General features: G+C 65.0%; 2 protein-coding genes. Both read right to left on the bottom strand.

Going from position 1 to position 2,491, the window contains the following annotated elements:
• Positions 1-73: 73 nt before the first annotated feature.
• Positions 74-862, bottom strand: a complete 789-nt coding sequence (gene istB / locus MCHT01_RS25310; RefSeq protein WP_067070545.1) for an IS21-like element helper ATPase IstB — start codon at positions 860-862, stop codon at positions 74-76.
• Positions 855-2,387, bottom strand: coding sequence for an IS21 family transposase (gene istA, locus MCHT01_RS25305; protein WP_067070542.1), 1,533 nt, complete (start codon positions 2,385-2,387; stop codon positions 855-857). The genes istB and istA overlap by 8 nt, the downstream gene beginning before the upstream one ends.
• Positions 2,388-2,491: the final 104 nt, after the last annotated feature.

Below are 2,491 nucleotides of genomic sequence, written 5' to 3'. Positions count from 1 at the left end.
TGTTGATTCCCATGCGATCTTGACCCACCGTTTCCATCCAATCTTGACCCACCCTTGTTCGAGCCACTGAGGCTCAGGCTGTGGGTAACTTCTTGGTCTTGGTCTCCTTGGGGGTGGGTTGTGCAGAGCTGTTCTTGAACCGGTAGCTCTCGTTGCCGGTTTCAAGGATATGGCAGTGGTGCGTGAGCCGGTCCAGCAAGGCCGTGGTCATCTTGGCGTCGCCGAAGACGCTGGCCCATTCACTGAAGCTCAGGTTCGTCGTGATGACGACGCTGGTGCGCTCGTAGAGCTTGCTCAGCAGGTGGAAGAGCAGCGCGCCACCCGATGAGCTAAACGGCAGGTAGCCGAGCTCGTCGAGGATCACCAGGTCCATGTGAGCGAGCCGGTGCGCCATCTGGCCAGTCTTGTTGTTCAGCTTCTCCTGCTCGAGCTGGTTCACAAGTTCCACCGTGGAGAAGAAGCGCACCCGTCGCCGGTGATGCTCCAGGGCCTGCACGCCGATGGCCGTGGCCAGGTGGGTCTTGCCGGTGCCCGGCCCGCCGACCAGCACGACGTTCTCGGCCCGGTCCATGAACTCGCCGCGATGCAACTGCTTCACCAGCGCTTCGTTCACTTCGCTGTGCGCAAACTCGAAGCCAGCCAAGTCTCGGTAAACCGGGAACTTGGCCTGCTTGAGCTGGTACGCGACGGCACGCACCTCCCGCTCGGCGGACTCGGCCTTGAGCAGCTGGGCCAGGAAGGGCTGCGCGGCTTCAAATGCCGGCGCGCCTTGCTCGGCCAGGTCGCCCACAGCCTGGGCCATGCCAAACATCTTGAGCTCGCGCAGTGCGGTCATGAGCCCGTTGGTTGCTGAGTCACGCATTGCGGACCTTCCTTTCTTCGCGCAAGGCGTCATAGCGGTTCACGTTGGCCTGCGGCTCGTTGGTCAAGCGCAGCGCGTGCGGGGCATTCACCGGTGGTGGCTCGGTCTTCCCGTCCACCAGCCGGTGCAGCACGTTGAGCACATACATCTTGGTCGGCACGCCGACCTCCAGAGCCAGCTCGACGGCGGCCAGCACCGCCTGCTCCTCGTGGTGCAGGACCAGCGCCAGGACGTCGACCATCTCTCGGTCGCCGCCCGGCTTCTTGAGCAGCTCGGCCTGCAGCCGCTTGAAGGCCTGCGGCAGCTCGACAAACGGCGCGCCGTTGCGCAGCGCGCCGGGCTTGCGCTGCAGCACCGCCAGGTAGTGCCGCCAGTCGAAGATCGTCTTGCCGAGCGTGTCGTGCCGGCGGTCGATGAACCGCTGGTGCTCGCAGATGATGTTGCCCTCGGCCGCGACGACGAGCCGGTCGGCGTAGACGCGCAGGCTCACCGGCCGGTTGGCGTACGACGCCGGCACGCTGTACCTGGTGCGCTCGAAGGTGACCAGGCAGGTCGGTGAGACGCGCTTGGTGTGCTCGATGAAGCCGTCGAAGGGCCGCGGCAGCTGCATCAGCAGCGGTCGCTCCTCCTGCCAGGCGTCGTGCACCGTACCGGGCAGCTTGCCGTGCGAGATCTCCGTCCACAGCGCTTTGCAGCGCTCCTCCAGCCAGACGTTGAGGGCGTCCAGCGAGGGGAAGGCCGGCACGGGTTGCCAGAGCCGGTGCCGGGCGTCGCGCACGTTCTTCTCGATTTGGCCCTTCTCCCAGCCCGAGGCTGGGTTGCAGAACTCGACCTCGAAGAGGTAGTGGCTGACCATCGCGGCGAAGCGCGCATTGACGTCGCGCGCCTTGCCGCTCAGGACCTTGTCCACGGCGGTCTTCATGTTGTCGTAGATGCCGCGCTTGGGCACGCCGCCGAACACGCGGAAGGCGTGGTTGTGGGCGTCAAACAGCATCTCGTGGGTCTGCAGCAGGTAGGCCCTCACGTAGAAGGCCCGACTGTGACTGAGCTTGAAGTGCGCCACCTGCAGCTTGGTGCGCTCGCCACCGAGCACGGCCCAGTCCTCGCTCCAGTCGAACTGGAAGGCCTCACCGGGCTCGAAGACCAGGGGCACGAAGGTGCCGCGGCCGGTGGTCTTCTGGGCTTCCTGGCGCTTGAGCGCCCAGTCCCGCGCGAAGGCGGCCACGCGGTTGTAGGAACCGTCGTAGCCGAGCTCCATGAGCTCGGCGTGCATCTGCTTCAAGGTGCGCCGCTGCTTGCGGTTCTTGCCGGACTCGGTCTTGAGCCACTGGGCTAGCTTCTCCGCGAACGGATCTAGCCGGCTGCGGCTCTCGCGCTTGGCGTACGACGGCTCCTTGTCGTCGCTGCGCAGGTACTTCCGGATGGTGTTGCGAGACAGGCCGGTACGCCGGGCTATCTCTCGGATGGACAACTGCTCACGCAGGGCCCATCGCCTGATGACACTTAGTGTCGCCACGTCAATCACTCCAATGCTCCTGCCGCAAGTTGCGGCAGGCTAGGGTTCATACGTGGGTCAGGTTTGAACGGAAATCAGTGCGGTCGGTGGGTCAGGATTCGGCGGCAATCAAC

The organism is Mitsuaria chitosanitabida ATCC BAA-476 = NBRC 102408 (assembly GCF_001598255.1).
Classification (GTDB): Bacteria; Pseudomonadota; Gammaproteobacteria; order Burkholderiales; family Burkholderiaceae_C; genus Roseateles; species Roseateles chitosanitabidus.
This window is presented reverse-complemented; position numbering and strand designations above follow the sequence as displayed.

What these genes read in the sequence shown, in the direction of transcription:
- istB (WP_067070545.1), bottom strand. Translation starts at nt 862, where the DNA reads ATGCGTGACTCAGCAACCAACGGGCTCATGACCGCACTGCGCGAGCTC.